Annotated in this window: 3 protein-coding genes; all 3 read right to left on the bottom strand. The window is 75.0% G+C overall.

Annotated elements, in window-relative coordinates; all coding sequences use genetic code 11:
• Positions 1-182 (bottom strand): hypothetical protein (locus VGR37_15895; GenBank protein HEV2148888.1); only part of this gene is annotated, 182 nt, incomplete at its 3' end.
• 50 nt (positions 183-232) lie between these two features.
• Complete coding sequence (locus VGR37_15900) at positions 233-4,615, bottom strand: VWA domain-containing protein (protein ID HEV2148889.1); 4,383 nt, start codon at positions 4,613-4,615, stop codon at positions 233-235.
• Positions 4,616-4,638: 23 nt separating this feature from the next.
• The coding region (locus tag VGR37_15905) for a hypothetical protein (protein ID HEV2148890.1) at positions 4,639-5,995 on the bottom strand (1,357 nt) is incomplete at its 5' end.

Below are 5,995 nucleotides of genomic sequence, written 5' to 3' on the forward strand. Positions count from 1 at the left end.
GCCTCGGGCTGTGCCGCCTCGGGCTGCGTGGCCTCCGGCGAGGCGGCGCCCCGGACGGCGCGTCCCGCCTGCTCCTGCACCTTCCGCTTCAGACGGGCCCCGATCTGGCCGTGCGCATCGGCCGGGGCCCAGAGGGCGAGCACGAGGGCAAGTGCGGCCATGCGGATCAGCGTTCTCATCATCGGTTCTCCTGGGTTCAATGGTTCTGCGGGAGCTGCCTCCCCGGCCCGCCCTACCTGCCCCCGTTCCTTCCCCCCACTTCCACCCGCTGGAGGTGCTTCGGAGCGATCTGGACGTTGTCGATCACCCGCGCGGGCGTGGTCAGGACCCGCACCGTGTACCGGCCGGGCGGGAGCTGCACGGGGCGCCCGCCCGCGGTGCCGGAGGCCACCACCGAGCCGGCGGCGTCCAGCACCTGGAACTTCGGCCGGAGCGCCTCCTGCAGGGCGCGCCCCAGCTCCTCCCCGTTCTTCGCGTCGAAGAACCGGCCCCCGCCCAGCTCCGCCCAGCGCTGGAACTCGGCCTTCAGCTCCGCCTCGTCGACGCCGAAGCCGACGATGTTGACGCGCACGTCCATCCCCTGCTCCTTCAGCGAGCGGATGGCGGCCGAGGGATCCCCGTCGCACGTCTCCTCGCCGTCGGTGACCAGGACGATCACCTTCTGCCCCGTCACCCCTTTGAGGTCCTCGGCGACCGCGAGGAGCGACGCCCCGATCGGCGTCTTCGCGTTGTTCGTCGCCTGGATGCGCCGGAGCAGCCCGCCCGCGCGCGCCCGGTCCAGCGGCTGCAGCGGGAGGAGGAGCTCCGTCTCGCAGTTGGCCAGCCGGGTGCCGAAGGCGCGGAAGGCGAAGGGGGTCGACGGCGGGAGCGTCTTCTCCACCAGGTCCACCAGCACGCCGCGCGCGACGTCGATGCGTCGCCGCCCGCCCATGGACTGCAGCATGCTCCCCGAGGCGTCCAGGATGATCTCCACCGCGTTCTCGGCCACCGCCGCCTGCCCCATGACCACCTCCAGCTCCCCCGGGGGCGGGGGCGACTCGTAGCGGGTGCTGGCCGTGAGCGTGTAGCGCGCGGGGCGGCGCAGCGCGCAGGAGGCGCGCTCGAAGGCCACGTCCACGTCCTCGCTGGTGCGGAAGACGCTGTAGTGCCCCTCGCTGGCATCCGCCCAGCCCTGCATCAGCTTCTGCTGCTGCGCCGCCCCGCCCCCGCGGTGGAGCTCCACCGCGAACACCTGCGGGCGCACCCGGGCGAGCGCCTCCCAGAGCCGGCCGGCGAGCGGGGCTCCCGGGGACTCCGCGTCGGTGAGGAACACGACGGCCCGGGTCCCGCGCCGCTTCCCCAGCTCCTCGGTGGCCGCCAGCAGGGCGCGCTCCGCGTCGCTGGAGCCGTCGGAGCGGTCGTAGTCGTTGAGCGCGGCCTGCAGCAGGTACGGCTGGTCCGTCCACTCGCGGCGGAGGAAGTGCGGGGTGGCCTTGTCCTGGAAGGGGAGGAGGTTCACGAACTCCCGCCCGGGCTGCACCGCCCCCACGAACCGGCTGAGGGCGCGGTACAGGGTGGGGGCGTACGGCTGGACGCTCCCGCTGTTGTCCCAGACGAGCGCGATGGAGCGCGGCGGCTCCTCCACGCGCAGGTAGTAGGTCCCGGGCTGCACGCTCGCCTGGATGCGCGCGGCCTTCCCCGGCTCCTCCGCGACCTCCACGGGGACCTCCTTCCCGGAGGCGTCCTGGAGGGTGACCACGGCGCGCAGCATCGGGTCGCCCTCCAGCACCAGCGAGAGGCGGTTGTGTCCCTTCGGGACGTCCACCCGGTACCAGTCCTCGTCCTCACCCACCTGCACCTGCCCGCGGTACAGGGCGCCCGCGTCCATGCGCTGGGCGTCCTCCCGCCGGTCGTTCCGGGCCGCCTCGGAGACCGCCTCCGAGGCCGCCGGCGCCACCAGCCGCTCGTAGATCGCCCTCCTCGTGTACCAGCCCCACTCCCCCAGGACCGAGCGGTACTGCTGCGCGTCGGCCGGGCGCTCCAGGACGCGGAGGGTCTCGGCGAGCCCCCACCAGTCCTCGGCCCGGCTGGGCTCGGTGGTGGTGAAGCGGACGAAGCGGGCCCAGACCGGGGTGGTGAGCGGGAGCGTGGAGGTGCTCCCCGGCTTCGGGTCGATCTCCCACGTCCCCACCGGCGTCCAGGGCCCGGTGGCGCTCTCCGTGCTCACCGAGACCTGCACCCGGCTGAGGAGCTTCCGGTTGGCCCGCTCGGCGGGCTGCACCCACTCGAGGGAGGAGACCTGCGCAGCGCGGTTGTTGCGGAAGGCGACGACCCACTCGTTGGGGTTCGCCGGATCCAGGCGATGGGACGATGCATCGGCGGCCGGGGTGAGCAGGGTCTGCGGCCCGGATAGGAGGGGGCGCGACCACACCACGTACCCGCCGAGCGCGGGGTCGGCGAGGTTGAACCCGGCCGGAGCGGCGGAGAGGTGCTCCCCCGGGGCGGCGACCACCTTCCACTCGGCGAGGGTGTAGGCGCTCCCCCCGCCCCGGTTGGAGAGGAGGCGGAGCCGCGCGAAGCGGGCGCGCACCGGGCGCGGGAACGCGAAGGACTGCTCCACGGGCGCCGGGCCGACCGCGGCGGACAGGACCCGCTCGAAGCTCACCCCGTCGTCGGAGACGAGGACCTCGAAGCCCTTCACCTGCTGCAGGGGGGATTCGGCGCCGGGGGTGAGCGCGACCCCGGCGAGCGCCACCGGGCGGTCTCCCGCCAGCGCCACCGTGAGCTCCAGGGGGGCGCCCGACTCCTGCCGGTACCCCGTCCACACGTCCTCGCCCGGGATGAAGCCGTCGTAGAGCCTCGCCTCCCGGCCGACGTGGCGTTCGTCCCCCACGGGGCGGGCGCCGAGCGCGGCGGAGGCCGCGTTGAGCCCGCCCAGGAGGGCGGGGGGGAGCGGCCAGTCCGGCTCCGGGTTCGCGGGGGCCGCCCCGCAGAGAGCGTAGAGGGCCGTGGAGGCGCTCGACTCCGCCCCCGTCCCGCTCCGGGCGCGGACGGAGACCTGCACCGCGCCGCCGGTGGGCGCGTCCGCGGGGACGTGGACCCGCATGGGGACGCGCACGCGCCCACCCGCCGGGACGTTCACCGTCCGCGCGGCGAAGGAGGCGCTCCAGGCGTGGTGCGTGGAGGCCGCTTCCAGCGCCACCTGCATCGGCTGCGCGCCGCGGTTGTGCAGCGTCACGGGGACCTCCTGCCGCTGCCGCTGGGTGGAGAAGGCCTCCACCAGGTGCGGCCCGGCGGCAAGGGAGATCGCGAGCGCCGAGTCGGTCCCCGCGCGCGGCGCGACGCCGTCCATCTCCAGGCGCAGGTGGTAGTCGCCCCGCCCCGTGATCCGCGCGAAGAGCGGCGTCCCGGCCGGGAGCTGGCCCACCAGCGCCTGCTCCGCCTCGCGCCACTCCAGCAGGTTCTTCCACCGCGTGCCGTCGTGGTGCCCCACGGCGATCCCGTCGCTCGGCCGCAGCTTCCCGGAGAGCCCCAGGACCCGCACCCGCAGCGTGGTCGGCTGGCGGAGCACCGGGAAGCGGTACCAGTCGGGGTCCCGGAACTCGCCCACCGTGCCGCGGAGGACCAGGTCCGGGGGGAGCGGGGCGGCGTCCTCCTCCCGGTCGTTGGGCTCGGCGTCCACCGGGCGGCGGTACGGGTCGAGCCGGTCCAGGCGGACCCGGTACGGGGTGCGGCTCGCCCCTCCGCCCGCGCGCAGCGTCACGAAGTAGTCCCCGGGCGGGAGGACCCCCTGGAAGCGCATCGGCTCGCCGGGGCGCTCCGCGTCGAAGCGCAGCGGCGAGGGGAGGGCGTCGCCCGCCAGGATCGCGTCGAGCGATACCTCGGGCGGGGGAGAGACCCGCAGGAGCACCTGCTCCGTCCCCCGCACCGAGAAGCGGTACACGTCCCGGTCGCCGGTGTCCAGGAGCGTCCCCACGCGTGGGATCCCGAAGTGCAGCAGGTGCGCCCGCGAATCGTCGTCGTTGGGCTCCCGCTCCGCGCGCGGGTCCGGGCGGCCCAGCGGGACGGCGCGCAGGGTGTAGGCGCCCCCGGTGCTCGTCCCACGCACCGAGATCCAGTGCCGCCCCGGCGACAGGAAGAGGTTCGCCAGGAGGAAGCGCCCCGGCTCCCCGTCGAACGCACGCGTCTCTTCGCGCGCGGCGTTCCGGTACCGCAGCTCCCCGACCGCGGCCCCTAGCGCCTCGATCGCCCAGAGCTGGGGCTCCCCCTCCGTGGTGAAGGTGAAGTGGTCGTGCTCGCCCGGCGTGAGGCTCGCGCGCACCGCGTACTCCCGCCCGAGCGGCGTGGCCTTGTCGATCTCGTCGTTCGGCTCCGTCTCCACGGGCGCCCGCGCGAAGTCGTAGGCTGGGAGCGTGAGCGGCCCCATGGGGAGGGTCCCCTCGTCGGCCAGGGCGGGATCCGCCAGCTCGGGGGGGAGGAGCGCTCCCTCTTCCCACGCCGCCAGGAAGGCGGGCGCGGCGGAAGGGGAGGGCGCGTCGGCGCGGGTCTCCCCCTCCGCCTCCTTGTCGCGGCACCCGGCGACGGCGAGGAGGGGGAGGAGGAGCGCGAGGGCGGGGGAGGTGCGGAGCGTGCGCATCGGGTTCTCTTCGCGGAATCGGTTCAGAGCTTCAGCCGGCCCTCGCCCTCGAAGCCGCGGACCCGGAGCGCCTCGGCGGCGCCGTGCGGCGGGAAGGCGAGCTCGAAGCGGACGGTGGCTCCCGGCGGGACCACCAGCGGGTAGGCGGGGCGGTGCGGGAGCGACCAGGTGGCCCCCATGTCGGGCGGCGTCTCCGCGCCGGAGGCGACGAGGAGGAGCTGCTTGTCTGCGTCGATCTCCACCCCCTTGTCGACCAGGGAGCGCACGGCCACGTCCAGGACCAAGTGCTCGCCCCGGCGCTCCGAGCCCAGGAGGAGGACTTCCATCGTCGCTCCATCCTTGTAGCTGGCCCGGGCGCGGGGGAGCCCCCCCGGCTTCTTCGCCGTGGCGGCGAGCCGGACCACCTCGTCCTTCGCCCGGACACCCAGCCGGAAGCGCTCGGCGGAGGCCGGGACGAGGAAGGCCACCTCCTGCTGCTGGTAGATCTCAGGGGTGAAGCGGATCACCCCTTCGGCGGTCGTGGAGCCGCCCACCGCGGGGTAGACGTACCCGCCGTCCGCCTCCAGCCAGAGAAACTTGACCGGGTCGATCTGGACGATGTCGCGCACGCCGCCGCGCTCGGAGCGGCTCCGCCCGCCCAGCCTGACCACCGCGTGGCGCCACCCCTCGGGGGCCGGGGAGCCGCGGTACTCCCGCCGGAAGTCGAGCGAGTGCACCGCCAGCGCGAGCGCGGCGGTCTCGGCCTGGTCGAGCACCTTCCCCGGCGGACTTCCATCCCCGGCGGCACGCTCCGCGCTGCCGCGGATGGGGAGGAGGACGTGCCCGTTGTCGTAGTCGAAGAACTGCAGCGCCACGTTCTTCGCACCGGTCGGGGCGAGGAAGGCGAAGTGCGCCTCGCGCGTCTCACCCTGCTTCGCGAGGGTGAAGGGGAGCTGCAGCCGCGCGCCCCCAGGGATCTCCTCCGTGGCCGGGTGGAGCGCGGTGGCGACCCCGTCGGCCACCAGGTACACGTGGTCCGCGAACTTGGGCACCTTGTAGGCGACGTCCGCCTCGACGTACTCGGTGCTTCCGGAGGCGCCGCCCCCGGAGGCGAAGTTCCCGAGCCCCATGGTCCGGTCCGCCTTCCCCTCCATCTGCGCCTTCTCGACGCGCGCCTTGGCGTGGACGTTCCGCCAGCGCGTCCGCACCACCAGGAAGCCCTCCCCGGCCGGCGCCCCGTGCCCGAAGATGCGCGGCTGGACGGCGCTCGCGAGCAGCTCGATGCGCACCGAGCCGTTCTCGGAGGCGGCCTCCGGCTTCGCCCCCGCCGGGGCGAGCGCCACGCGGGGGATCTCGGCCGCGCGCGCCACCCGGGCCACCGGCGTGGGGGCGGGGTAGAGC

It is taken from the genome of Longimicrobiaceae bacterium (genome assembly GCA_035936415.1).
Taxonomy (GTDB): domain Bacteria; phylum Gemmatimonadota; class Gemmatimonadetes; order Longimicrobiales; family Longimicrobiaceae; genus JAFAYN01.